This window comes from Pseudomonas sp. SAR267 (assembly GCF_052077595.1).
GTDB classification, from domain to species: Bacteria; Pseudomonadota; Gammaproteobacteria; order Pseudomonadales; family Pseudomonadaceae; genus Aquipseudomonas; species Aquipseudomonas vlassakiae.
In genome coordinates, this window is sequence record NZ_JBQIHU010000001.1 from 941,471 (window position 1) to 965,489 (window position 24,019).

The 24,019-nt window shown below is 62.7% G+C and carries 20 protein-coding genes; 14 read left to right on the forward strand and 6 right to left on the reverse strand.

Annotated features, from left to right (window positions below):
* The first annotated feature begins 113 nt into the window (after positions 1–113).
* Both ACTORR_RS04760 and ACTORR_RS04765 read left to right on the forward strand, forming a co-directional pair.
* Complete coding sequence (locus ACTORR_RS04760) at positions 114–908, forward strand: endonuclease/exonuclease/phosphatase family protein (RefSeq protein WP_054886288.1); 795 nt, start codon at positions 114–116, stop codon at positions 906–908.
* Between the two features lie 320 nt (positions 909–1,228).
* Entirely contained in the window at positions 1,229–2,308 is a 1,080-nt protein-coding gene (locus ACTORR_RS04765) for an autotransporter outer membrane beta-barrel domain-containing protein (RefSeq protein WP_099815383.1), read from the forward strand.
* A 55-nt stretch (positions 2,309–2,363) separates the two neighbouring features.
* Here the strand turns inward: ACTORR_RS04765 and glgB are convergent, their stop codons facing one another.
* The 3 genes from glgB to ACTORR_RS04780 are packed head-to-tail and all read right to left on the reverse strand — an operon-like array spanning position 2,364 to position 9,926.
* The gene (gene glgB / locus ACTORR_RS04770; protein WP_099815382.1) at positions 2,364–4,574 is read right to left on the reverse strand and encodes a 1,4-alpha-glucan branching protein GlgB; all 2,211 of its coding nucleotides are present in this window, start codon (positions 4,572–4,574) and stop codon (positions 2,364–2,366) included.
* Complete coding sequence (gene treS / locus ACTORR_RS04775; protein WP_313365019.1) at positions 4,575–7,892, reverse strand: maltose alpha-D-glucosyltransferase; 3,318 nt, start codon at positions 7,890–7,892, stop codon at positions 4,575–4,577.
* A gap of 15 nt (positions 7,893–7,907) precedes the next feature.
* A complete protein-coding gene (locus ACTORR_RS04780) occupies positions 7,908–9,926 on the reverse strand; it encodes an alpha-1,4-glucan--maltose-1-phosphate maltosyltransferase (RefSeq protein ID WP_313365020.1) in 2,019 nt (672 codons plus the stop codon).
* Between the two features lie 152 nt (positions 9,927–10,078).
* On the opposite strand from ACTORR_RS04780, the gene ACTORR_RS04785 reads away from it, so the two are divergent.
* The 5 genes from ACTORR_RS04785 (at position 10,079) to ACTORR_RS04805 (ending at position 11,742) form a co-directional block, all read left to right on the forward strand.
* Positions 10,079–10,240, forward strand: a complete 162-nt coding sequence (locus ACTORR_RS04785; RefSeq protein WP_177332413.1) for a hypothetical protein — start codon at positions 10,079–10,081, stop codon at positions 10,238–10,240.
* A gap of 97 nt (positions 10,241–10,337) precedes the next feature.
* The gene (locus tag ACTORR_RS04790) at positions 10,338–10,574 is read left to right on the forward strand and encodes a hypothetical protein (protein ID WP_256218665.1); all 237 of its coding nucleotides are present in this window, start codon (positions 10,338–10,340) and stop codon (positions 10,572–10,574) included.
* 219 nt (positions 10,575–10,793) lie between these two features.
* Positions 10,794–10,925 carry a hypothetical protein gene (locus ACTORR_RS04795; protein ID WP_256218664.1) on the forward strand — a complete coding sequence of 44 codons (132 nt, stop codon included), beginning with the start codon at positions 10,794–10,796 and terminating at the stop codon, positions 10,923–10,925.
* Between the two features lie 266 nt (positions 10,926–11,191).
* Complete coding sequence (gene acpP / locus ACTORR_RS04800) at positions 11,192–11,422, forward strand: acyl carrier protein (protein WP_054886283.1); 231 nt, start codon at positions 11,192–11,194, stop codon at positions 11,420–11,422.
* Positions 11,423–11,481: 59 nt separating this feature from the next.
* Positions 11,482–11,742, forward strand: coding sequence for a hypothetical protein (locus tag ACTORR_RS04805; protein WP_054886282.1), 261 nt, complete (start codon positions 11,482–11,484; stop codon positions 11,740–11,742).
* A 51-nt stretch (positions 11,743–11,793) separates the two neighbouring features.
* Here ACTORR_RS04805 and ACTORR_RS04810 read toward each other — a convergent pair whose 3' ends face one another.
* Positions 11,794–13,470, reverse strand: coding sequence for an AMP-binding protein (locus ACTORR_RS04810; RefSeq protein ID WP_313365021.1), 1,677 nt, complete (start codon positions 13,468–13,470; stop codon positions 11,794–11,796).
* A 322-nt stretch (positions 13,471–13,792) separates the two neighbouring features.
* On the opposite strand from ACTORR_RS04810, the gene ACTORR_RS04815 reads away from it, so the two are divergent.
* The 4 genes from ACTORR_RS04815 to ACTORR_RS04830 are packed head-to-tail and all read left to right on the forward strand — an operon-like array spanning position 13,793 to position 19,351.
* A complete protein-coding gene (locus ACTORR_RS04815; RefSeq protein ID WP_054886280.1) occupies positions 13,793–14,956 on the forward strand; it encodes an isovaleryl-CoA dehydrogenase in 1,164 nt (387 codons plus the stop codon).
* A 19-nt stretch (positions 14,957–14,975) separates the two neighbouring features.
* Positions 14,976–16,583, forward strand: coding sequence for a carboxyl transferase domain-containing protein (locus ACTORR_RS04820; RefSeq protein ID WP_441343564.1), 1,608 nt, complete (start codon positions 14,976–14,978; stop codon positions 16,581–16,583).
* Between the two features lie 3 nt (positions 16,584–16,586).
* Complete coding sequence (locus tag ACTORR_RS04825; RefSeq protein WP_054886278.1) at positions 16,587–17,402, forward strand: gamma-carboxygeranoyl-CoA hydratase; 816 nt, start codon at positions 16,587–16,589, stop codon at positions 17,400–17,402.
* The gene (locus ACTORR_RS04830) at positions 17,399–19,351 is read left to right on the forward strand and encodes an acetyl/propionyl/methylcrotonyl-CoA carboxylase subunit alpha (RefSeq protein ID WP_313364536.1); all 1,953 of its coding nucleotides are present in this window, start codon (positions 17,399–17,401) and stop codon (positions 19,349–19,351) included. Before ACTORR_RS04825 ends, ACTORR_RS04830 begins: the two co-directional genes overlap by 4 nt.
* A gap of 33 nt (positions 19,352–19,384) precedes the next feature.
* On the opposite strand, the gene ACTORR_RS04835 is transcribed toward ACTORR_RS04830, so the two are convergent.
* Positions 19,385–20,092 (reverse strand): LexA family transcriptional regulator, encoded by a 708-nt coding sequence (locus ACTORR_RS04835; RefSeq protein WP_054886276.1) that lies wholly within the window; start codon positions 20,090–20,092, stop codon positions 19,385–19,387.
* Between the two features lie 87 nt (positions 20,093–20,179).
* Between ACTORR_RS04835 and ACTORR_RS04840 the strand changes: the two genes are divergently transcribed.
* Both ACTORR_RS04840 and ACTORR_RS04845 read left to right on the forward strand, forming a co-directional pair.
* Entirely contained in the window at positions 20,180–20,491 is a 312-nt protein-coding gene (locus tag ACTORR_RS04840; protein ID WP_054886275.1) for a DUF6124 family protein, read from the forward strand.
* Positions 20,492–20,924: 433 nt separating this feature from the next.
* The gene (locus ACTORR_RS04845; protein ID WP_099815373.1) at positions 20,925–21,440 is read left to right on the forward strand and encodes a DUF4880 domain-containing protein; all 516 of its coding nucleotides are present in this window, start codon (positions 20,925–20,927) and stop codon (positions 21,438–21,440) included.
* Here ACTORR_RS04845 and ACTORR_RS04850 read toward each other — a convergent pair.
* The gene (locus ACTORR_RS04850; RefSeq protein WP_313364537.1) at positions 21,420–22,634 is read right to left on the reverse strand and encodes an MFS transporter; all 1,215 of its coding nucleotides are present in this window, start codon (positions 22,632–22,634) and stop codon (positions 21,420–21,422) included. The two genes, ACTORR_RS04845 and ACTORR_RS04850, sit on opposite strands and share 21 nt — an antisense overlap.
* A gap of 196 nt (positions 22,635–22,830) precedes the next feature.
* Here ACTORR_RS04850 and ACTORR_RS04855 point away from each other — a divergent pair, with 196 nt between their 5' ends.
* Positions 22,831–23,979, forward strand: a complete 1,149-nt coding sequence (locus tag ACTORR_RS04855; RefSeq protein WP_313364538.1) for a M14 family metallopeptidase — start codon at positions 22,831–22,833, stop codon at positions 23,977–23,979.
* Positions 23,980–24,019 lie beyond the last annotated feature (40 nt).

The following is a 24,019-nucleotide window of genomic DNA, read 5'->3' on the forward strand; positions in this document are numbered from 1 at the left end:
CGAAGCGGCCCCAGGATTTGAGCTGCGCAGCAGAAATTGCCGGGGCTGCTGCGCAGCCCTGTCGCGACACAAGGCCGCTCCTACAGGTGCGCAACCCGCATGAAGGAGTCACCGTGAACCTCGAAGCCGGCAACCCAGGTTTCGCCAGCACCCGCCAGGCCCCTCCCGTGAAACGCCTGCGGGTGCTGACGGTGAACACCCACAAGGGCTTCACCGCCTTCAACCGGCGCTTCATCCTGCCTGAGCTGCGCGAGGCGGTGCGCAGCACCCAGGCCGACGTCGTGTTCCTCCAGGAAGTGCTCGGCAGCCACGACCGCCATGCCGCGCGCTACCCCGGCTGGCCGCAGACCTCGCAGTACGAATTCCTTGCCGACAGCATGTGGAGCGACTTCGCCTATGGCCGCAACGCGGTCTACCCCGACGGCCACCACGGCAATGCGCTGCTGTCCAAGTACCCGATCATCGAGCACCGCAACCTCGACGTGTCGATCACCGGCCCCGAGCGGCGCGGCCTGCTGCACTGCATCCTCGACGTCCCCGGCCAGCACAACGTGCATGCCATCTGCGTGCACCTGTCATTGCTGGAAAACCATCGACAGAAGCAGCTCAAGCTGCTGCGTCAGTTGCTTGATTCCTTGCCTGCCGAGGCACCGGTGATCATTGCCGGTGATTTCAATGACTGGAAGTCCCACGGCAACCGCACCCTTGGCCTGCAGCGCGACCTGCACGAGGCCTTCGAACGCCACCATGGCCACCTCGCCCGTACCTACCCGGCGCGCCTGCCCCTGCTGCGCCTGGATCGCATCTACCTGCGCAATGCCGATAGCCATGCGCCGCAGATACTGGGGCACAAACCTTGGACGCACCTCTCCGACCACTTGCCACTGGCCGTAGAGGTCAGGCTGTAACAATGATTCGGCATAGCCAGTGCAGCAGAAATAGCGATCATCGCTATATATGGAAAGTTAATTATTTCAATCAATGACTTACTGCTGAACACAGGGTTTGAACAGACATTTCACGTTTTCTTGACGCAAGCGCCTGTCTCTCCTTAGCTGAACACTATCACTAGATGTAAGAACTCGCGCCGGGCCTCTAGCTCGCGCCTTTGTGCGCGCTCGTGAACGCCGGCGTGCTGGTTTTTGTCGCCCTCTGTTTTTGACGTACAGCTCGTGACAACAGGCCAGGTCCTTGGGCTTCACACCAAAAAAAACAGAGGAGATCCGCCATGAAAAGAACCTCGAATCCCTTGCGCTTCGAACCTATTTTCTATGCGGTTTCCACGTCGATGCTTCTGGCAACCCCAGTGGAAACTTTCGCGTTCGAACTGCAGGAAGATCCGATCTCGCCCAGCTACTTGCAACAAGCGACGGTGCCGACGTTGTCGCTAGACCCGGTCACTGCCAGCGGGCTGAACATGGGGACACTGAACGCCTTCAGCGAGAAAATGGGCGAACGCCACAACCTGTCGGCCCCCGAGCGGGCAGGCGGCCAGTGGGCACAGTTCTTCCCTGGCACCATGCCTCGGCCTGGGGCGCGAGCGCCAGAGCAACTGGAAGCGCCCAGCCAGCAATTGATGATCGGCCCGGACCTGTTCGTGCGTGAAACCGCCGATGGCAATGTCCACCGTGCGGGGATTTTCGTCGGCCATAACAACCTGCAAAGCAGCTTCAATGGCGTACGGCCGTTGCTGGGTGACAAGCAGCGCAACGCAGTCAACCTCAGTGGCGAAAGCCTGGGGGTATTCTGGAGCATGACCCATGAGCGAGGCTGGCACCTGGATGCCGTGGCCATGGGCTCGCGCATCGAGGTGATGGGCCGCGGCGACAGTGGCCAACGCCTGAATGACAGTGGCCATGCGATGACTTTTTCGATTGAAGGCGGTTACCCGATCGGCCTGGGTGGCGGCTGGGTGATCGAGCCCCAGGCACAATTGATCAACCAGCAGTTCTTCCCGGGTAACCAGGTTCAGGCGGAGACCTTGCAGGCCTTCGACAGCCAGCCGAGCTGGAGCGGCCGGGTCGGTGCCAAGCTGTCCGGGCGCTACGACGTGAAAGGCATGCCGATCGAGCCCTATGTGCGAACCAACGTCTGGTATGACTTCAACGACGCCAGCGATGTCAAGCTGGACCAGGTCGACAAGATCTCCAGCTCGCGATACTCGACCACGGTAGAACTGGGCTTGGGCCTGGTGGCACGGGTGACACCCAAGGTGGCGCTGTTCGTCAGTGCCGACTACAGCAGTGATGTGGATGGCAACGACCTCAATGGGCTGATAGGCAGCCTTGGGGTGCGGATGCGGTGGTAGGCAGGTCTGGCCTCTTCGCGGGTGAACCCGCGAAGAGGCCAGTACGGGCAATAAATCAGGCCGGCTTCATCACCAGAACGCCAAGCGGTGGCAAGTTCAGTGCCAGTGACAGTGGCTGCCCATGGCTGGCCACCTGATCACTCGCCACCGCCCCCAGGTTGCCCACGTTCGACCCGGCATACAGCTCGGCATCGCTGTTCAGCAACTCCTGCCAACGCTCGCCAAATGGCACACCAATCCGGTAACCCTCGCGCGGCACCGGGGTGAAGTTGGCCACCACCAGCAATGGCTCACCCTGGCTGCTCCAGCGCAGCCAGGCGTACACGCTGTTGTGCGCGTCATCGCCGATCAGCCACTGGAAACCCTGGGGCTGGCAGTCCTGTTCATGCAGCGCCGGCAGCTCGCGATACAAGCGGTTGAGGTCGCCTACCAGGCGCTGCACGCCCTGGTGCTCAGGATATTGCAGCAGGTACCAGTCCAGCTGGTGGTCATGGTTCCACTCGCGCCACTGGCCGAACTCGCAGCCCATGAACAGCAGCTTCTTGCCCGGGTGGGTCCACATGAAGGTCAGGTAGGCACGCAAGTTGGCGAACTTCTGCCAGCGGTCGCCTGGCATCTTGTCGATCAGCGAGTGCTTGCCGTGCACCACCTCGTCGTGAGAGATCGGCAGGATGAAGTGTTCGGAATAGGCATAGATCAGGCCGAAGCTCATCTCATTGTGGTGATAGGTTCGGTGCACCGGATCGTTCTGGATGTAGTGCAAGGTGTCGTGCATCCAGCCCATGTTCCACTTGTAGGCGAAGCCCAGGCCGCCCTGCTCGGTCGGCTGGCTCACACCCGGCCAGGCAGTGGATTCCTCGGCGATGATCAGTGCGCCCGGTGCCTCATGGGCGGCGATACCGTTGAGGTGGCGGATGAAGTCGATGGCCTCGAGGTTTTCGCGCCCACCGTGGCGGTTGGGCACCCATTCACCGGGCTTGCGCGAGTAGTCGCGGTACAGCATCGAGGCCACCGCATCGACGCGCAAACCGTCGATGTGGAAGTGTTTGAGCCAGTGCAGGGCCGACGCCATCATGAAACCACGCACCTCGTTGCGGCCGAGGTTGTAGATCAGCGTGTTCCAGTCCTGATGGTAGCCTTCGAGCGGGTTGTCGTACTCGTACAGTGCAGTGCCGTCAAAGCGGGCCAGGCCGTGTTCGTCGGTGGGGAAATGCGCCGGTACCCAGTCGAGGATCACGCCAATGCCACCCTGATGGCAGGCATCGATGAAGGCCGCGAAGTCCTCAGGGCTGCCGTAGCGCGAGGTCGGTGCGAACATCGACAGCGGCTGGTAACCCCACGAGCCCCCGAACGGGTGCTCCATGATCGGCAGCAGCTCGATATGGGTGAACCCCAGTTGCTGCACGTAAGGCACCAGGCGTTCGGCCAGCTCACGCCAGTTGTAGTAGCGCGACACTTCACCCAGCTCGTCAAGCTCGCATTGCCAGGAGCCGGGGTGCAGTTCGTAGATCGACAACGGGGCGCTGTAGGCGTGGCGCTGGGCGCGGTGCTCCATCCAGTCGTGGTCCTGCCAGGCATGGCTCAGTTCGGCGGCCACCTTGGATGCGGTGCTCGGTGGCAGCTCAGTGGCGCGGGCCAGCGGGTCAGCCTTGAGCGGCAGTATGCCGTCCTTGCCGAGCACTTCGAACTTGTAGGTTTCGCCCACACCCAGGCGCGGCACGAACAGCTCCCACACGCCAGCGCTGTGGCGCAGGCGCATGGGGTGGCGGCGGCCGTCCCAGTTGTTGAAGTCGCCGACCACCGACACCCGCCGCGCATTCGGTGCCCACACCGAGAAGCACACGCCATCGACACCCTCGACCTGGGTCGGCTGAGCGCCGAAGCGCCCGGAAAGGTCGCGGTGGTTGCCTTCGGCAAACAGGTAGAGGTCCATGTCGCCGAGTTGCGGGCCGAAGCTGTAAGGGTCTTCGGTCACCTGCTCGCCACCGGCCCAGCCGATTTGCAGCAAGTACGGCTGTGCCTCATCGAGGTGCGCAGTGAACAGGCCAGGCAGGCTGCCCTGCACCATGTCGGCAAGGACACGCCCGTCATGGCGCGCCAGCACCCGCACGCTCAGGGCATTGGGCAGGAAGGCACGGACGAACAAGCCGCCCTGCCCGTCGCCATGGGGGCCCAGCACTGCAAATGGATCGGCGTGCTCGGCGCGGGCCAGGGCATCCAGGTCCCGTTGCCGAAGGCCGCCGTTTTCACGCGTGGTTGCGTTCATCTATGAATCTCCCCAGGTACTGATCAGTCCATGCAGGCCATGCAAAGGCACGGCCAGCCAACTTGGACGGTTTTCGGCTTCGTATGTGATTTCGTAGGCGGCTTTTTCCAGGCAGAACAACTCCAGCGCGGCGCGCTCGCCCTCGGCATGTTGCCAGGCGTGGGGCACGGCGGCGGTTGCCAGGCCGTAGGCTTCGACGAAGGCATGCCGCGACTGGTGCAGGTACCGCCGGGCAACCCGTTGCCGGGCTAGCCGGGCCGGGTCGGAAAGGTCTACGGCAGACGCGCTGCGCAAGATCATCGCAGCAGCATAGTCGAAGGATCGCAACACGCCGCTGACATCCTTGTACGGGCTATGTTTGGCCCGGCGTTCGTCCAGCGGACGGGCAGGTTCGCCCTCGAAATCGATCAGGTAGGCATCGCCCTGCACCACCAGCACCTGGCCCAGGTGCAGGTCGCCGTGCACGCGCATCAGCAGGCCGCCCTGGGCCTGTTCGGCGAGCCTGGCGACGTGCTGGGCGAGGCCGTCCCGCTGCTGTTGCAGGTCGTCGACCAGGGCCTGGCTGTCGCTGTCGAGGTGTTCGCGGTGCTGCGCCAGCAGGTCGAGGGCATGATCCAGTTCGGCGCTGATCTGCGCGCTCCAGCGTTGGCAGTCGTCGGCGTCGCTGGGGCGCGGCTGGAACGCTTCGTCGTCGCTCGGTGCTGCGAGCAGCTGGTGCATCTCGCCCAGGCGCTGACCGAGCAAGGCGGCGAAACCGGTGAGTTCGGCCAGCGCGTCGGTATGCGCTTCTGGGTCGGCAGTGCCAGGCTCCATCTCGTCGCGGATGGCCCGCTCCAGGGTGTTCTGGGTCCAGGCCCAGGCATCGCCCTGGTTGCTGAGGTAGCCTTGGGCGATCATCAACAGGTGCGGCGCGCCCTTCTCATCGACGCGGCTGACCCAGGCCAGCAGCGGCGAGATGTTGGCGAAGCCGGCGGCGGTGAGATAGGCGCTCATTTCCAGCTCGGGGTGAATGCCTGGGTTGACCCGGCGAATCAGCTTGAGCACCACGCGGTCGCCAACCACCACCGAGCTGTTGGATTGCTCGGCGCTGAGGTAGCGCACCTGGCTTTGCTCGTTCAGTTCCAGCCCGGCCAGCTGAGCGGTGCACGCGAAGCGCAACTCGCCTTGGCCATTGCCGCAGGGCAGCTGCGTGCCGTCCTGGCAGGCCCGCAGTACCGCACGGATGAACGGTTCGAGGACGAAGGCATCGGTAATCAGGCCGACCTGACGGCCACGGCGCACCCGCGACAGCGCCAACTGCTGTGGCAGCGCCGAGTTGATCTGCTCTTCCGCAAGCAGGCCGAACGGCAACTGGTAGCGGGTGGCTATGCCATCGCTGAGCACTTCGATCTCACTGAGCAGCACCGGGGTGGTAGCGGTGCCGAAACGCACGCCGTAGCGCAGGCGCACCTGATCGATCGGGCCTTCCTTGCCGGCGAACCAGCGACGCTTGGGCAGGTATTGCGGCAGGATGGTGTCGTTGAGGGTGTCGCTGGAGGGCGATTCCAGCAGTTCTTCCATGCGTTTGCGCAGCACTAAAGTGGTCAATTCCGGCAACCCCTCGGTGGCTTGGATGTGCCAGCTGGGCATGCGGTCATGGGCAGCCAGCAGGAACCAGTAGAAGGCGTACGGCGGCAACGTCAGCAGGAACGGCAGCTGGCCAATCGGCGGGAAGGCGCTGCCACCGAGCATCTCCACCGGCACTTTGCCCGCGTATTGCGACAGTTCGAGCTCCGCCGCCTGGGCGGCGCGGGAGACGTTGGCGACGCAAAGGATGACTTCGATATTGCCGTCGGCGTCGGTGTACTCGCGGATGTAGGCCAGGATGCGCCGGTTGCTCGGCGTAAGCGTACGCAGGCTGCCGCGGCCAAAGGCCTTCTGCTGCTTGCGCACTGCCAGCAGCCGGCGGTTCCAGTTCAGCAACGAGTGCGGGTCGTGGGCCTGGGCCTCGACGTTGACGGTCTGGTAGCCGTACAACGGGTCCATGATCGGCGGTAGCACCAGGCGTTGCGGGTCGGCTCTGGAAAAACCGCCGTTGCGGTCCGGTGACCATTGCATCGGCGTGCGCACACCGTCGCGGTCGCCGAGGTAGATGTTGTCGCCCATGCCCAGTTCATCGCCGTAGTACAGCGTTGGCGTCCCCGGCATCGACAGCAACAGGCTGGTAAGCAGCTCGATGCGCCGCCGGTCACGTTGCAGCAACGGCGCCAGACGCCGGCGGATACCGAGGTTGATACGGGCGCGACGGTCCTCGGCGTAGTAGTTCCACAAGTAATCGCGCTCGCGGTCGGTGACCATTTCCAGGGTCAGCTCATCGTGGTTGCGCAGGAAGATCGCCCACTGGCAGTTGGCCGGAATGTCCGGGGTCTGGCGCAGGATGTCGGTGATCGGGAAGCGGTCTTCCATGGCCAGCGCCATGTACATGCGCGGCATCAGCGGGAAGTGGAAGGCCATGTGGCATTCGTCGCCATCCCCCTCGCCGAAATACGGCCGAGTGTCTTCGGGCCACTGGTTGGCCTCGGCCAGCAGCATGCGGTCAGGGTAGTTGGCATCGATCTCGGCGCGGATTGCCTTGAGCACCGTGTGGGTCTCGGCGAGGTTCTCGTTGTTGGTACCGTCGCGCTCGATCAGGTACGGAATGGCGTCCAGGCGCAGGCCATCGACGCCGAGGTCGAGCCAGAAGCGCATCACCCCGATCACCGCCTTGAGCACCTGCGGGTTGTCGAAGTTGAGGTCCGGCTGGTGCGAATAGAAGCGGTGCCAGAAGTACTGCCCGGCTACCGGGTCCCAGGTCCAGTTGGATTTTTCGGTGTCGAGGAAGATGATCCGCGTGCCGTCGTACTTCTGGTCGTCGTCCGACCACACGTAGAAGTCCCGCGCCTTGCTGCCGCGTTTGGCGTGGCGGGCGCGCTGGAACCACGGGTGCTGGTCGCTGGTGTGGTTGATGACCAGTTCGGTGATCACCCGCAGGCCGCGCTTGTGCGCCTCGGCGATGAAGCGGCGGGCGTCGGCCATGCTGCCGTAGTCCGGGTGCACAGCCTTGTACTCGGCGATGTCGTAACCGTCGTCGCGCCGTGGCGAGGGGTAGAACGGCAGCAGCCAGAGGGTGTTGACGCCCAGCTCGGCAATGTAGTCGAGCTTGCTGATCAGGCCAGCGAAATCGCCGATGCCGTCGTTGTTCGAATCGAAGAACGACTTGATATGCAGCTGGTAGATCACGGCATCCTTGTACCACAGCGGGTCATCGATGAAGGCTGCCGGGCGGGACCGCTTGGCCATGTGCGACTCCTTGCCCTATCGGGCCTTGCTGATGCGCCAGATGCCGAACGGCAGGTTCCAGGGTTCGATGCGCATCCACTGGGTCTTGCCGTACCAGGACCAGCGATGGCCGGTCATCAGGTCTTCGCCATGGGTTTCGGCATTGTCATCCAGGCCCAGTTCCCACAGCGGCAATTCGAAATGCGCCTCCTGGGCGTTGTGCGGATCGAGGCTCACCGCAACCAGGATGAAGTTGTCGCGCGCTGGCGTGCGTTTGGCGAAGTACAGGATGTTGTCGTTCCAGCAGTTGAAGAACGCCACCCCAAGGTGGGTCTGCAGCGCGGGGTTATGGCGACGGATGCGATTGAGCTGGGCGATCTCGGCGATGATGTTGCCAGGCTGGGTGAAATCCCGGGGGCGGATTTCGTACTTCTCCGAGTCCAGGTATTCCTCCTTGCCCGGCAGCGCTGCGCTTTCGCACAGCTCGAAGCCGCTGTACATGCCCCACAGCCCCGAGCCCATGGTCGCCAGCGCCGCCCGGATGAGGAAACCGGCGCGGCCGTTATGCTGCAGGAAGTACGGGTTGATGTCTGGTGTGTTGACGAAGAAATTCGGCCGGTAGCATTGGCTCCATGGCGGCTGGTTGAGTTGTTCGAAATACTCGCGCAACTCTTGCTTGGTGTTGCGCCAGGTGAAGTAGGTATAGCTCTGGGCGTACCCGACCTTGCCCAGGCGCGCCATCATCGCGGGCTTGGTGAAGGCTTCGGCGAGGAAGATCACGTCGGGGTATTGAGCACGCACATTGGCGATCAGCCATTGCCAGAAGGGCAACGGTTTGGTGTGCGGGTTATCGACACGAAAGGTCTTCACCCCCTCCTCGACCCAGCCGATGATCACGTCACGCAGGGCCAGCCACAGGCTGGGTACCGCGTCGGGCGCATAGAAATCGACGTTGACGATGTCCTGATATTTCTTCGGCGGGTTTTCCGCGTAGCGAATGGTGCCGTCCGGCCGCCAGCTGAACCAGCCTGGGTGTTCGGTGAGCCACGGGTGGTCCTGGGAGCACTGGATGGCGAAGTCCAAAGCGATCTCCAGGCCATGCTGGGCGGCGGCCGACACCAGGCGGCGGAAGTCGTCACGGCTGCCCAGCTGCGGATGGATCGCGTCGTGACCACCGTCCGGGCTGCCGATGGCATAGGGGCTGCCCGGGTCACCGGGCTCGGCCTGCAGTGCATTGTTGCGGCCTTTGCGGTGCTTGCTGCCGATGGGGTGGATCGGCGGAAAATACAGCACGTCAAAACCCATGTCGCGAATCATCGGCAGGCGCTGGTGCACGTCGTTGAAGGTGCCGTGGCGCTCGGGGCTGTCGGTGATCGAACGCGGGAACAGTTCGTACCAACTGGCGAACTGCGCTGCCGGCCGGTCGACATCCAGCGGGAATTCGATGCTGCGGGTCAGGTAGCTACGGTGCTCGGCTTCGGCCATCAGCCGCGACGCTTCGGCGCCCAGCAACAGTGCTACCTGATCATCGGTGTGCAGCTCGCCCAATTGCTGTTGCAAGCGTTGCAGTTCGTCGCGAAGCACACCTTCACTGAGTTCGATGCCTTTGCCGAGCATCAGCCGGCCCTCTTCGAGCTCCAGCTTGACGTCGACGCCGGCGTGGTACTTTTTCTCCAGATCATGGCAATAGGTAGCGAACGGGTCGATCCAGGCCTCGATGCTGAACACGTGCGGGCCGATCTCGGTGGGCGTGAACTCGGCCAGCCACAGGTCATTGCCCGGCGACTGCATGGGCACGCAGTGCACCCGGCGGCTTTGCGACTGGCGCCAGGTCAGCACCACGGCCATGCGGTCATGGCCATCGGTATAGACCTTGCTGCTGACCGCCACAGGCTGGCCGCTGATGGCCTTGGCCGCGAAGCTGCCGGCGTCGAGCACCGGCTGGGTGTCTTCGATGACGATGCGTGGCGCCAGTAGCGCCTGGGACAGGCTGATGGCCTGGTCCGGGTGATCATTCGCCGTGGGCGCATGTTCAAAGGGCTCGTTGCGTGACATCGACCTTGCTCCCTCAGGCTGGTGGCGGTAAGGGTTCAGAGCCGGGCGCACGTCAAGGGGTTCAAAAAAATTGGAGCGAATGGCTGCTGCCAGCGGTCAGAGCCTGCAGGACCTCTTCAATTCCACCCACGCGCATTCACACGAGCCCGGCCATGAACATTCCCATTCCACCGGAAACACCCGACCCTAATATCGACGACCCGAGCCTGCCGCCGCCCGTGCCGGAGGACGACCCGGACGAGCTGCCGATCAAGCCGACCATGCCGCCAACGGTGGGGGATCCGCCGAGTGATGAACCACCGGTGAAGGCTTAAGGGTAGACGACGGCGGACTGATATTTTTGCCAGTAGCGCGGTTTGCCGCCGTTGCTGAAGATGAGGGCTCCCTATTTATGCCAAGGAGCCCCCTATCATGCATATCGCGACCCGTTGGCTGCGCATGGAGTTCGAGCGACAAGTGATCGACTACTTGCAGGATGCCGGGGTGGTCGACCCATGGCTGGGAACCTGGCTGGCCCATCAGGACAAGGATAAATGCGAATTCGCGCTGATGGCGCTGGAGGCACGTTACGGCGTGCACTTGCGCCGTGATTACCAGACCGTTGCCGAGCTTGCCGCGGGGCTTTGCAAGGCAATGGAACTGAGCTGACCCTTCCAGTCAGCTCGCCTGTTGAACTGACAAAAATGCCAGTTGTGCCTTTAACGGCTCACTCTGACACTGAAGCCTCCTCAATACTCAAAGAGGCTACACCATGTCTGATGATGACAACCGGATGCTCTGGCCTATGTCATTAAAAAACTCAAAGAAGCAGGGATTCCCGACCCGAGTCTGACCGACACGGTAGATGCAATGGGTCGGGACAAGGTCATGAAGGCACTGAACGAAATTGACCTGGACTTTAAGGAGTTCAACGAGGCTCCTGGCAGCGCCATGAAAGCGTGTAAAACAGTGAAGGAAATGGCGCAGACCTACTATAGCCAGTTGGAGTCGATGGGTTGAGTCCGCCTTTCAAGCACATTCCGCCGCCAGGCTGCACCTCTTCGCGGGTAAACCCGCTCCCACAGGTACCGCGCCGAATCAAGTCCGGCGCAATACCTGTGGGAGCGGGCGTGCCCGCGAAAGGGCCGGTAGCGCAAATACGTCAACCGGCAAGAACCAAAGACAGCAAGCACGCAATGTGCCTTCGACAACTGTCATTTTTACCAGTTTCGGTACTTTCTCCTGCGCGCTATACAAGGCACACCAGCCATCAGCGGGAGCATGAGATGAGCACCATCGAGGAACGCGTAAAGCAAATCGTTGCAGAGCAATTGAGCGTCAAAGTTGATGCGGTCACGCTCTCTTCATCATTCTCCGAGGACCTCGGCGCAGACTCGCTCGACACCGTAGAGTTAGTCATGGCGCTGGAAGAAGAGTTCGAGATGGAAATACCCGACGAAGACGCGGAAAAACTCTCCACCGTGCAAGACGCAATCGATTACATCAGCGCCCAATAGGCCAGAAGTCCGCCCATGCGACCTCAAACCAAGCCTTCGCGCCCTCCGGAGACGCCATCATGGATCAATATCGCAAGCTCGTAGTCAGAAGCCTTCAGAAGATTCTGTCCAACAAACAGCTGCAACACACCAGAGCCTATGGCGTAAGCGAGTTATTGCAGGATTTCAAAGTTCACGATGAACTGCTGCTAAGGGAAGCACTCGGCGAGAAGACACTACGCTTGTACTTGAAAGCGCTTCGGGTGGCCACCCGGAAACCGCTAACTTATAGCGATGCGATGACCGTTGGCGATGTGATCGAAACGCTCTGCACGCCTTGAGCGATTGCTTGACAGGAAACAGGCCGGAACACCGACCTGTTTCCATCGTCATCATTCCCGCAAGGAGAAGCTCTCGATACTGATCTCCCGCATGCGAAACTTCTGCACCTTCCCGGTCACCGTCATCGGAAATTCGTCAACGAAGCGGAAATACCGTGGCACCTTGAAGTGCGCAATACGTGCCTTGCACCAGTCCTGCAGCTCCTCAGCCGTGGCGCTGTGCCCCGGGTGCAGCTTGATCCAGGCCACGATCTCTTCGCCGTATCGGTTGCACGGAATGCCCACCACCTGTGCGTCGGCCACTGCCGGGTGGGTGTAGAAGAACTCCTCCAGCTCGCGCGGGTAGATGTTCTCCCCACCGCGAATGATCATGTCCTTGTTGCGCCCGACAATGCGCACATACCCGTGCTCATCCATCACCGCCAGGTCGCCCGAATGCATCCAGCCAGCCGGGTCGATGGCATCCGCCGTGGCCTCGGGGTTGCCCCAGTAGCCAAGCATCACGCTATAGCCGCGCGTGCAAAGCTCACCGATCTCACCCCGGGCGACGATGCAGCCATCGGCGTCCACCAGCTTGGTTTCCAGCTGCGGCTGAGTGCGGCCAACGGTGGTCACGCGCAGCTCCAGTTCATCGTCCGGGCCGGTTTGCAAGGATACCGGGCTGGTTTCGGTCATGCCGTAGGCGATCTGCACCTCGGCCATGTGCATGTGCTCGATGACCCGGCGCATCACCTCGATCGGGCAGGTGGCGCCGGCCATGATGCCGCTGCGCAGGGTCGACAGGTCCAGTTGCGTGCGCGATGGGTGGTCGAGCATGGCAATGAACATGGTTGGCACGCCATACAGGATGCTGGCACGTTCTTCGGCGACGGCGCGCAGGGTGAGTTCGGCGTCGAAGGCGTCATTGGGGTAGACCATGGTACTGCCGTGAGTGATGCAGCCGAGGTTGGCCATGACCATGCCGAAGCAATGGTAAAGCGGCACCGGGATCACCATGCGGTCGCGGTCGCTCAGGCCGAGGCTTTCACCGACCATGAAGCCGTTGTTGAGGATGTTGTAGTGGCTGAGCGTGGCACCTTTGGGCGCACCGGTCGTGCCGGAGGTGTACTGGATGTTCACCGGTTGGTCGAACTGCAGGCTGTGCTGGCGAGCCACGTAGGCTTGCAGCGGCGTTTGCCCTGCCCGCTCGGCCAGCGCTTGCCAGGGCAGGAAGCCGCTGGGCGGGTTGGCCGCCAGGCTGATCACCCCGCGCAGTTCGGGCAGGCGTTCACTGGCCAGCTCGCCAAGGTTGGCGGTCGCCAGCTCCGGCACCAACGCTTGGACCATGGCATGGTAATCAGAGGTCTTGAACGCATCGGCACACACCAGCCAGCGGCAGCCAGACTGGCGTAGCACGTACTCCAGTTCACCCACGCGATAGGCCGGGTTGATGTTGACCAGGATCGCACCGACCTTGGCGCTGGCCAATTGCAAGATGCACCACTGGGCGCAGTTGGGCGACCAGATGCCGACCCGGTCGCCAGTGTTCACGCCCAGGGCCATCAGGGCGCAGGCATGGGTGTCGACCTGTTCGGCCAGCTGCCGCCAGCTGTAGCGCAGGCCCTGGTGGCGCGCCACCAGCGCTTCGCCGTCGGCGCAACGGGCCACGGTGGCATCGAAGGCCTGGCCGATGGTCAGGGTCAGCAACGGTTGGTCCTGGCGACCGCGGGTGTAGCTTGGTTGACTCATGGGTGTCCCTTCTTGTGGTTGTTCTGGGCACGGCTGAAGCGAGCTGGGAATACTGTGGCGCAGATTTACGTTTACGTAAAGGTGACCAGCGGATTGACAGTGACCGATTGCAGGTTTACGTTAACGTAAAGGTGATGAACGACACCCGGATCTTCGGTACAGCGCCGACCCTGTGGGAGCGGGTTCACCCGCGAATGCGATCTGTCAGGCAATGACGGTGACCCTGCCAATGCATTCGCGGGTAAACCCGCTCCCACAGGGCCGGCGGATTGTCCTTGAGCTACGGTGTAACCCAATTTCAAGAACAACAAGGTGCCCCAGCATGCATTACCCCTCCCTGAACTTCGCCCTGGGCGAAACCATCGACATGCTCCGCGACCAGGTGCGTACCTTCGTTGCCGCCGAACTGGCCCCGCGCGCTGCACAGATCGACCACGACAACCTGTTCCCCGCCGACATGTGGCGCAAGTTCGGCGACATGGGCCTGCTGGGCATTACCGTTGCCGAGGAATACGGCGGCGCCGGCCTGGGTTACCTGGCCCATGTGGTGTCGATGGAAGAGATCAGCCGCGGTTCGGCTTCGGTCGCCCTCTCCTACGGTGCCCACTCCAACCTCTGCGTCAACCAGATCAACCGCAACGGCACCCACGAGCAGAAGCTCAAGTACCTGCCCAAGCTGATCAGCGGCGAGCACATCGGCGCCCTGGCCATGAGCGAACCCAACGCCGGCTCCGACGTGGTATCGATGAAACTGCGCGCCGAAAAGCGCGGCGACCACTATGTGCTCAATGGCAGCAAGACCTGGATCACCAACGGCCCTGATGCCAACACCTACGTGATCTATGCCAAGACCGACCTGGACAAGGGGCCGCACGGCATCACCGCGTTCATCGTCGAACGTGACTGGAAAGGCTTCAGCCGCAGCAACAAGTTCGACAAGCTGGGCATGCGCGGCTCCAACACCTGCGAGCTGTTCTTCGACAGCGTCGAAGTGCCGGAAGAAAACATCCTCGGCCAGCTCAACGGCGGCGTGCGGGTGCTGATGAGCGGCCTGGACTACGAGCGCGTGGTGTTGTCCGGCGGACCGACCGGCATCATGCAAAGCTGCATGGACCTGGTGGTGCCGTACATCCACGACCGCAAGCAGTTCGGCCAGAGCATCGGCGAGTTCCAGCTGATCCAGGGCAAGATCGCCGACATGTACACCCAGCTCAACGCCAGCCGCGCCTACCTGTATGCCGTGGCCCAGGCCTGCGACCGTGGCGAGACCACCCGCAAGGACGCCGCCGGGGTGATCCTCTACACCGCCGAACGCGCCACGCAGATGGCCCTTGAAGCGATCCAGATTCTCGGTGGCAACGGCTACATCAACGAATTCCCGGCTGGCCGCCTGCTGCGCGACGCCAAGCTGTACGAGATCGGTGCCGGCACCAGCGAAATCCGCCGGATGCTGATCGGCCGCGAACTGTTCAACGAAACCCGCTGAGTACAAGGGACGGGCGCACATGGCTACCTTGCACACCCAGATCAACCCGCGTTCGGCGGAGTTCGCCGGCAACCGCGCGGCCATGCTCGAACAGGTCCAGGCCCTGCGCGGGCTGCTCGCCCAGGTGGCCCAGGGCGGCGGGCCCAGGGCACAGGAGCGGCATACCTCGCGTGGCAAGCTGCTGCCGCGCGAGCGCATCGACCGGCTGCTCGACCCAGGCTCGCCGTTCCTCGAGATCGGCCAGCTGGCGGCCCATGAGGTGTACGACGAAGACGTGCCGGCCGCCGGGGTGATCGCCGGCATCGGCCGCGTCGAAGGCGTGGAATGCATGATCGTCGCCAACGACGCCACGGTCAAAGGCGGTTCCTACTACCCGCTGACGGTGAAGAAGCATTTGCGCGCGCAGACCATTGCCCTGCAGAACCGCCTGCCGTGCATCTACCTGGTGGATTCCGGCGGCGCCAACCTGCCGCGCCAGGACGAAGTGTTCCCCGACCGCGAACATTTCGGGCGCATCTTCTTCAACCAGGCCAACATGAGCGCTTTGGGCATCCCACAGATCGCCGTGGTGATGGGCTCGTGCACGGCGGGCGGCGCCTATGTGCCGGCCATGGCCGACGAAGCGATCATGGTGCGCCAGCAGGCGACCATTTTCCTCGCCGGGCCGCCATTGGTGAAAGCCGCCACCGGTGAAGTGGTCAGCGCCGAAGACCTCGGCGGCGCCGATGTGCATTGCCGCACCAGCGGCGTTGCCGACCACTACGCCGACAACGATGAGCACGCCTTGGCCATCGCCCGGCGCAGTGTGGCCAACCTCAACTGGCACAAGCTCGGCAAGTTGCAATGCCAGGCACCGGTGGCCCCCCTGTATGCCGCTGACGAGCTGTATGGCGTGGTGCCGGCCGATGCCAAGCAGCCGTTCGACGTGCGCGAAGTGATCGCGCGGCTGGTCGACGGTTCGGTGTTCGATGAGTTCAAGGCCCTGTTCGGCACCACCCTGGTGTGCGGCTTCGCCCACTTGCATGGCTACCCAGTGGCGATCCTGGCCAACAATGGCATCCTTTTCGCCGAAGCCGCGCAAAAAGGCGCGCACTTCATCGAACTGGCCTGCCAGCGCGGCATCCCGCTGTTGTTCCTGCAGAACATCACCGGCTTCATGGTCGGCAAGAAGTACGAAGAAGGCGGCATCGCCAAGCACGGCGCCAAGCTGGTCACCGCCGTGGCCTGTGCCCAGGTGCCGAAGTTCACGGTGATCATCGGCGGCAGCTTCGGCGCGGGCAACTACGGCATGTGCGGCCGCGCCTATGACCCACGCTTCCTGTGGATGTGGCCCAACGCGCGCATCGGCGTGATGGGTGCCGAGCAGGCAGCAGGGGTGCTGGCCCAGGTCAAGCGCGAGCAGAGCGAACGCAGCGGCCAGGCCTTCAGCGCCGAGGACGAGGCCAGGCTCAAGCAGCCGATCCTCGACCAGTACGAACACCAGGGCCACCCCTACTACTCCAGCGCTCGCCTGTGGGACGACGGTGTCATCGACCCGGCGCAGACCCGCGACGTGCTCGGCCTGGCGTTGTCCGCCGCGCTTAACGCGCCGATCGAACAGAGCCGCTTCGGCATTTTCCGGATGTGATCCATGAGCGATTTCAGCACCCTCGAAGTGATCCGCGACCCTCGCGGCTTCGCCACCCTGTGGCTGAGCCGCGAGGACAAGAACAACGCCTTCAACGCGCTGATGATCCGCGAACTGATCGTTGCCCTCGACCAACTGGCCGAAGATGCCAGCCTGCGCTTCCTGCTGCTGCGCGGCCGCGGCCGGCACTTCAGCGCCGGCGCCGACCTGGCCTGGATGCAGCAATCGGCGCAGCTGGACTTCAACACCAACCTCGATGACGCCCGCGAGCTCGGCGAACTGATGTACGCCCTGCACCGCCTCAAGGCACCGACCCTGGCCGTGGTGCAAGGCGCGGCCTTCGGCGGCGCGCTGGGCCTGATCAGCTGCTGCGACATGGCCATTGGCACCGAAGACGCCCAACTGTGCCTGTCGGAAGTGCGCATCGGCCTGGCCCCGGCAGTGATCAGCCCGTTCGTGGTCAAGGCCATCGGCCAACGCGCCGCACGCCGCTATGCCCTGACCGCCGAGCGCTTCAGCGGCGCGCGGGCCCGCGAGCTGGGCCTGCTGGCCGAGGTGTACCCGGCCAGTGAACTGGACGCGCAGGTCGAAGCCTGGGTGAGCAATATGCTGCAGAACAGCCCGCAAGCGCTGCGCGCCACCAAGGACCTGCTGCGCGAAGTGGACGACGGCGAACTCAGCCCGGCCCTGCGCCGCTACTGCGAAAACACCATCGCCCGCATCCGCGTCAGCGCCGAAGGCCAGGAGGGCCTGCGCGCCTTCCTGGAAAAACGCCGCCCCGCCTGGCAAACCGACGACAAGAAGGAGCCGCGCCCATGAGCCGCCCCGCTTTGACCACCCTGCTGGTCGCCAACCGTGGCGAAATCGCCTGCCGGGTGATGCGCACCGCCAAGGCCATGGGCCTGACCACCGTCGCCGTGCACAGCGCCACCGACCGTGACGCCCGCCACAGCCGCGAAGCGGATATTCGCGTCGACCTGGGCGGCAGCAAGGCCGCCGACAGCTACCTGGTGGTCGACAAGATTCTCGCTGCGGCCAAGGCCAGCGGCGCCCAGGCCATCCACCCGGGCTATGGCTTCCTGTCCGAGAACGCCGGCTTTGCCCGCGCCATCGAACAGGCCGGGCTGATCTTCCTCGGCCCGCCGGCCAGCGCCATCGATGCCATGGGCAGCAAGTCGGCGGCCAAGGCCTTGATGGAAGAGGCCGGGGTGCCACTGGTGCCCGGTTACCACGGCGAAGCCCAGGACCTGGACACCTTCCGCGCCGCCGCCGAGCGCATCGGCTACCCGGTGCTGCTCAAGGCCAGCGCCGGTGGCGGTGGCAAGGGCATGAAAGTGGTCGAGGACGAAAGCCAGCTGGCCGACGCCCTGGCCTCGGCCCAGCGTGAAGCGCAGTCGTCCTTTGGCGATGCGCGCATGCTGGTGGAGAAGTACGTGCTCAAGCCACGCCATGTGGAAATCCAAGTGTTCGCCGACCAGCACGGCAACTGCCTGTACCTCAACGAGCGGGATTGCTCGATCCAGCGTCGGCATCAAAAGGTGGTTGAGGAGGCCCCGGCGCCGGGCCTGTCCGTCGAGTTGCGCCAGGCCATGGGCGAAGCGGCGGTACGCGCGGCCCAAGCCATCGGCTACGTCGGCGCGGGCACCGTCGAGTTTCTGCTGGACGCCCGTGGCGAGTTCTTCTTCATGGAAATGAACACCCGCCTGCAGGTCGAGCACCCGGTCACCGAAGCCATCACCGGCCTCGACCTGGTGGCCTGGCAGATTCGCGTGGCTTGCGGCGAGCCGCTGCCGATCACCCAGGCACAGGTGCCGCTGATCGGCCATGCCATCGAGGTGCGGCTGTATGCCGAGGACCCGGCCAATGAATTCCTGCCGGCCACTGGCACGCTCACGCTGTACCGCGAATCGGCAGCGGGCGAAGGCCGCCGGGTGGACAGCGGGGTCAGCGAAGGCGACGTGGTATCGCCCTTCTACGACCCGATGCTGGGCAAGCTGATCGCCTGGGGCCAGGACCGCGAACAGGCACGCCTGCGCTTGCTGGCCATGCTCGACGAGTTCGCCATCGGCGGGCTGAAGACCAATATCGCCTTCCTGCGCCGCATCCTGGCCCACCCGTCCTTTGCCGCCGCCGAGCTGGACACCGGCTTCATTCCCCGGCATCAGGAGGTGCTGCTGCCAGCCCCCCAGGCACTGTCTGCGGGCTTTTGGGAGGCCGCGGCACAAGCCTGGCTGCAAGGCCAGCCGCCGCACCAGCGCGCCGACGATGCGCGTTCGCCGTGGGCCGAACGCAATGGCCTGCGCCTGGGGCTGCCGGCGCGCAGCAGCTTGCACCTGGTCTGTGGCGGTGAAAGCCAGGCGGTTGCCCTGGAGTGCAGTGCCGCATCGACCTGGCAGCTGGAGGGCGAACAGCTGGGCCATGACGCTGGCGGTATCCGTCGTCGCTCTCTGGCGGTACGTCGCGGGGGCACGCTGTTCCTGCACTGGGATGGCGAGGTGCATGCCGTCGAAGCCTTCGACCCGATTGCCGAAGCCGAGGCCAGCCACAGCCATCAGGGCGGGCTCGGCGCGCCCATGAACGGCAGTATCGTGCGGGTGTTGGTAGAGCCTGGGCAGGCAGTTGAGGCTGGAACGGCGCTGGTGGTGCTGGAGGCGATGAAGATGGAGCACAGCATTCGTGCGCCCCATGCCGGGACGGTGAAAGCGCTGTTCTGCCAGGAAGGGGATATGGTCAGCGAAGGGACAGTGCTGGTCGAACTGGCTGAGTGAGGCATACAGGGGCCGCTGTGCGGCCCCAGCAATCTAGAAGACGCCGTGCACCCGCACGACCACGCCGAGAAACTCGCAGCCTTCTTCACACACCAGCGTCGGATAACTGCGGTTCAGCGCCTTCAAGTACTGCTGCCCACCCTCCTCGGCCAGCTCACGCAGAATCGCCGTTTTCCCCGGCTGCCGGGCAATGACCAACCGCCCCGGCTCCGCCTCCAGCCCCGGATCCACCAGTATCCGCATGCCCTGGGGCACGCTGCGGCCACTGGCTGAACTCATCGTGTCGTTTTCAACGGTCAACCAGAACGCCTTGCCCTGTGCCAGGTAATCCGTCTGCTCGAACTCGCCGGGCTCAGCCATCTCTGCAGTTCCAAGCTCATCCCAAGCCAACACCGGGTAGCGAAAGCACACGATGTATTGCATGAGGTCAAGTTCGTCATCGTCGTCATCCACCTCGTAGATGCCGCGCTCCTCACCCACCTGCCCCTGAATGCGCAACTGCAGGCTGACGCTGTAGTGAGGCATGCCAATCTCGACGAAGGTGCGGTTCATCGACTCGATCTTCGGCTGGCGCCGCTTGTTCACCCAATGCCCCACGCTGCCTTGAGACACGCCAACGCGCTCGGCCAGTTGCTCCTGAGTGAGCTTCAGCTCCTCCATCCGGTCACGGACGAGGGCAATCCATTTATCCATATTCATCGCTGGCACGATACGGACTGCCTTCTGGCGCTCAATAAACATTCAGTATTATTTCTAGAAAAGCACATAAATACCCAAGGTATTAAACTGAGGCAGAACCCTTTCCCATTGGCCTGCGCAGGTATCAGGATGAAACCACCGAAAGACGACGTAACAGATCTCGACAGCGAAGCAGCCCGCCGCGCGCTCGATTACTACCTCAATCCGAACCCCACGCGCCCTAGCGCGAACAACCGGATCTGGACCCTGCATGAAGGCGTCACCGCCGAGCAGGCCCAGGATCACGCCATCGAGCTGCTGCGCTGCGCCGCCGCCACAGCCCACGAAACCGCCACCCATCAGGAAGGCAGCACCCGCGAATTGACGTTCGCGCTGATGCACATGATCGACATGGCCAGGGCCCTGCTGGAGCACAGACGCGCCCTGCAGAACGGCTTATAGGCAAAAAAGGCGGGAGAAACGTGATGGCCGGGTAACGGCAAAAGGCCCCATTTGCCGGGATCGGGAAGCGCGCCGGTAAAATCTTTTTACCGGATAACTGAAAATTCATTTGACTGGCAAATGATAACGATTATTATTGCAATCAGCTGATCGCGAGATCTGCTGGATAACCCGGAGCTTAGGTCGCTCCAGATTATCTCCTCATCAGGCTAATCACGGTTTTTGACCCGGCTTTTTGCCGGGTCATTTTTTTTTGGCTCTTCAGGCTAATGAAGATCGTTGATGGCGCGCATGATAGCAAAAGTGTTTCAGAGCGTGAACGCTCATTACAAATCTTTGCGGAATCAGCACTTGAGAATCAATCTCGTTTTATCTAGGCTGTTTCTGCATCAAGGACGATGCCCCCACCCTACCCCCGAGCAAGGAGCTGTCCATGAGCCGTCTGCTGCTGCCCCTTGAGCATCCCACGCCTTCCCGCGAGCAGGCTGCCGAGAATGAACTGCTGCATGCGCTCAAGCGCCTGCCTCGGCGTGTGCAGCAAGTGTTTCTGCTCAACCGTCTCGATCAGCTGGACTTTGCCAGCATCGCCAAACGCCTCGACCTTCCGCTACTCAGCATCGAACGCAACATGAACCAGGCCCTGCAGGTCGTACACCCACGCGGGGATGCATTGGCCAGCGTGGCCGGGCAATGGTATGTGCGGTTGCAGAGCCCTGAGGTGACGTCGTGCGAACGCATCGATTTTCGCCGTTGGCTGGATGCGGCACCAGCACACTTGCAAGCGTTTCACGATACCGAGCTGCGCTGGCGCAGCCTGCTCGCCCCGGCGCGGGAGCTGGGGCAGGATGGCTGGTACCGGCAAGGGCGGGCGGCGATTTCGGTGGGTGGGTGTTCGGTAGCGGTTGGTTTGGGCTTGGCCGCGCTACTGCTATTTGGGTATTGGGCCTGAGTTACAAACCCGCTGGCGCCGCTCCAAACCATTCAGATAGATAAGCAAATACCCGCCCGCAAGGCTGCAGACGATAAAGCCCAGCGCCAGGCTCATCGGCAAGCTGTACCTCGTAGATGCCACCAGCATGCTGGCGCCCCCACCGGATGCAAACAGCATCGTATTGCTGAGCGAAGCCGCAGCACCTGCACGCTGCGGGTGCAGCCCCAGCGCATGGCTGGTTGCAGCTGGCCGCACAATGGTTGTGCCGATGGTACAGAGCACCAAGGGAAGCAGAAGGCTGAAAACCCCAAGCTCATGCAGGGTGACAACCAGGCAAAGAGCAAGCCCAGCCAGACCGATGAGTGCGAATCCCCAACCCACCTGCGCCTGCATTGCGATGCGGCAATTCAGCCAGCTGGCAATGAAGCCGCCGATCAGGTACGCCAGCCCATACCCGAGAAAGACCATGGAGAAGGCGAACTCCGTCAGGCCAAGTTGCTCGATTAGTAACAATGGGGAGACGACCACAAATGAAAAATGGCAGGCGAACGCCAAGCAAGAAAATAGCGAACTGACGAGAAACGCGCGGTCCTTGAGTAAAGCCTGATAACTATCCAATACGCCTGCACTGGCAGCAGATGTCGGCTTCTCTTGCAGCAACTTCAAAGCCAGCACCAGCACAGCAATGGCCAGCACCACAAAGACCTGAAAGCTGCCTGCCCAACCGAGATGTCGCTGGAGTACGCTGCCCGCAAGTGGCGACAAAGAAATAAATACACCACTTGCGCTGGTCAAGAGGATACGCATCGCATTGCGCTGATGGCCATTAAACTTATCCTGCACCAAAGCCTGGCTGAGCACGAAGCACCCGCATCCGACTGCCTGTAGTAAACGAAAGACCATGAAGCCTTCGTAACGGGTTGCAAAGATGCATCCCGCCGCACCTGCAATGGAAACCACCAGACCAACAATCAGCAGACGTTTTCGCCCCATCCGGTCGGAAAGCGGACCGATGATAGTTTGTGAAATGGCAACACCGATGGCGAACAGGCTGATTGAGTACGCAATGTACTGCGCATCAACAGCAAAGTCCCGGGCCAGCAACGGCACAGAGGGCAAGATCACATCTAGCGGAAACACGCCCAGAAGCGTGATGAGAAGGAGCAATAAAACATAACAATTAGTGGACCGCGGAGTGTCTCGCCTTTTCATATAGCCAACCCTCAATTTCAAACGGAGGAATTGGGATGTATTCGAGCAAGATGCACAAGACAAAATACAGAGCGAATACCCTTAAATATCTGTAGGAAACGTCTACCCCCTAGCTTCGCGAGCCTGATAGTCACCCGCACACTTCCCTCTCAAGCGGTGTACAGTACCCCCACAACAAATCCCAAGGAGCCCGCCCATGACCGTGACGCTGTCCCCCCTGCAAATCGACTGCGATTTCGACTCCGGCAACATCCAGGTCCTGGATGCCAGCAACCCGGCCCAGGTGCACCTGGCCATCCGCCCGGACACGAACAGCGGCCACTTCCAGTGGTTCCACTTCAAGGTCAGCGGCCTCACCCCGGGCCAGGTCCATCGCTTCAGCCTGGACAACGCCAGCGAGTCTTCCTACAAGAACGCCTGGAGCGGCTACAACGCCGTGGCCTCCTACGACCAGCAGAGCTGGTTCCGCGTGCCAAGCCAGTTCGATGGCAAGGCGCTGTCGTTCGAACTCAAGGCCGAGCAGGAGCAGGTCTGGTTCGCCTACTTCGAGCCTTACTCGCGTGCCCGCCACAACCAGCTGATCGAACGTGCCCAGCAGATCCCTGGCGTCGAGCTGCTGGCCCACGGCCGCAGCGTGCAAGGCCGGGATATCCCGCTGCTGCGCGCAGGCGATGGCGCGGCGGGCAAGCGCAAGCTGTGGCTGATTGCCCAGCAGCACCCGGGCGAGCACATGGCCGAGTGGTTCATGGAGGGGGTGATCGACCGGCTGCAAGCCAATGACCCAACCGTTCAGAAGCTGCTGGAGAAAGCCGACCTGTACCTGATCCCGAACATGAACCCGGACGGCGCTTTCCTCGGCCACCTGCGCACCAACTTCAAGGGCAAGGACCTGAACCGGGCCTGGCAGGATGCCAGTGTCGAGTTCAGCCCGGAGGTGTTCTTCGCCCAGGCGCAGATGAAACAGTACGGGGTGGATGCGTTCATCGACGTGCATGGGGATGAGGAAATCCCGCATGTGTTCACGGCGGCCTGTGAGGGCAACCCGGGGTACACACCGCGGCTGGCCAAGCTGGAAGAGCAGTTCCGCACGACCTTGTGCAGTGTGACCAAGGACTTCCAGACAGTGCATGGCTACACGCGGGACGAGCCGGGACAGGCAAATACCACACTGGCGTGCAATGCAGTGGGCATGGCGTATGACTGCCTGTCACTGACGCTGGAGATGCCGTTCAAGGACCATGACGATGCACCGGAGCCGCTGGCCGAGTGGTCGGGGGCGCGGTCCAAGGCGTTGGCCGGGGCGGTGCTGGAGACCTTGCTGAAAATGGTCGACCATCTGCGCTGATCAGGTTCGGCCTCTTCGCGGGTAAACCCGCTCCCACAGG

Bases quoted from the DNA above. Each gene is read 5' to 3' on its own strand.
- ACTORR_RS04845 (WP_099815373.1), top strand. From the start codon at position 20,925: ATGAGCCGTCTGCTGCTGCCCCTTGAGCATCCCACGCCTTCCCGCGAG.
- ACTORR_RS04825 (WP_054886278.1), top strand. From the start codon at position 16,587: ATGAGCGATTTCAGCACCCTCGAAGTGATCCGCGACCCTCGCGGCTTC.
- ACTORR_RS04835 (WP_054886276.1), bottom strand. From the start codon at position 20,092: ATGTTTATTGAGCGCCAGAAGGCAGTCCGTATCGTGCCAGCGATGAAT.
- acpP (WP_054886283.1), top strand. From the start codon at position 11,192: ATGAGCACCATCGAGGAACGCGTAAAGCAAATCGTTGCAGAGCAATTG.
- ACTORR_RS04785 (WP_177332413.1), top strand. From the start codon at position 10,079: ATGAACATTCCCATTCCACCGGAAACACCCGACCCTAATATCGACGAC.
- ACTORR_RS04795 (WP_256218664.1), top strand. From the start codon at position 10,794: ATGAAGGCACTGAACGAAATTGACCTGGACTTTAAGGAGTTCAACGAG.
- treS (WP_313365019.1), bottom strand. From the start codon at position 7,892: ATGGCCAAGCGGTCCCGCCCGGCAGCCTTCATCGATGACCCGCTGTGG.
- ACTORR_RS04850 (WP_313364537.1), bottom strand. From the start codon at position 22,634: ATGAAAAGGCGAGACACTCCGCGGTCCACTAATTGTTATGTTTTATTG.
- glgB (WP_099815382.1), bottom strand. From the start codon at position 4,574: ATGAACGCAACCACGCGTGAAAACGGCGGCCTTCGGCAACGGGACCTG.
- ACTORR_RS04815 (WP_054886280.1), top strand. From the start codon at position 13,793: ATGCATTACCCCTCCCTGAACTTCGCCCTGGGCGAAACCATCGACATG.
- ACTORR_RS04790 (WP_256218665.1), top strand. From the start codon at position 10,338: ATGCATATCGCGACCCGTTGGCTGCGCATGGAGTTCGAGCGACAAGTG.
- ACTORR_RS04830 (WP_313364536.1), top strand. From the start codon at position 17,399: ATGAGCCGCCCCGCTTTGACCACCCTGCTGGTCGCCAACCGTGGCGAA.
- ACTORR_RS04820 (WP_441343564.1), top strand. From the start codon at position 14,976: ATGGCTACCTTGCACACCCAGATCAACCCGCGTTCGGCGGAGTTCGCC.
- ACTORR_RS04780 (WP_313365020.1), bottom strand. From the start codon at position 9,926: ATGTCACGCAACGAGCCCTTTGAACATGCGCCCACGGCGAATGATCAC.
- ACTORR_RS04765 (WP_099815383.1), top strand. From the start codon at position 1,229: ATGAAAAGAACCTCGAATCCCTTGCGCTTCGAACCTATTTTCTATGCG.
- ACTORR_RS04810 (WP_313365021.1), bottom strand. From the start codon at position 13,470: ATGAGTCAACCAAGCTACACCCGCGGTCGCCAGGACCAACCGTTGCTG.
- ACTORR_RS04855 (WP_313364538.1), top strand. From the start codon at position 22,831: ATGACCGTGACGCTGTCCCCCCTGCAAATCGACTGCGATTTCGACTCC.
- ACTORR_RS04840 (WP_054886275.1), top strand. From the start codon at position 20,180: ATGAAACCACCGAAAGACGACGTAACAGATCTCGACAGCGAAGCAGCC.
- ACTORR_RS04805 (WP_054886282.1), top strand. From the start codon at position 11,482: ATGGATCAATATCGCAAGCTCGTAGTCAGAAGCCTTCAGAAGATTCTG.